Origin of the sequence: Xanthomonas sp. SHU 166, from assembly GCF_000364685.1 — a bacterium.
Taxonomy (GTDB): Bacteria; Pseudomonadota; Gammaproteobacteria; order Xanthomonadales; family Xanthomonadaceae; genus Xanthomonas_A; species Xanthomonas_A sontii.
Map to the genome: position 1 here is coordinate 1 of NZ_AQOJ01000625.1, position 406 is coordinate 406.

Consider the following 406-nt stretch of genomic DNA (forward strand, 5'->3'; position numbering starts at 1 on the left):
CTGCTGGGCGGCCTGGTGCTGTCGACCCTGGAGCAGCTGGTGCCGGTCCCGGTGCCGAGCGGCTGGCACAGCCTGCTGGTGCACCCGGACGCGACGCTGGAGACGCGCCACGCGCGCGCAGCGCTGGCCGGCGAGTACCGGCTCGGCGAGTTCGTCGCGCAGAGCGCGAACCTGGCGTTGGTGCTGGCGGGCTGCCATGCCGGCGACGAGGCGCTGGTGCGCGCCGGCCTGCGCGACGTGCTGATCGAGCCGCGCCGCGCGCCGCTGATCGTCGGCTTCGACGCGGCCAAGGCGGCGGCGCTGGCGGCGGGGGCGATGGGTGCGGGCATTTCCGGCGCTGGTCCGAGTGTGTTCGCCTGGTTCGCCAGCCGTGCCGAGGCCGAGGCCGCGGCACCGGCGGGGCCGG

General features: G+C 77.1%; 1 pseudogene. It reads left to right on the forward strand.

The features are described 5' to 3' along the window. Positions 1-406 (forward strand): annotated as a pseudogene (locus D180_RS15220) (homoserine kinase); the annotation flags it as partial.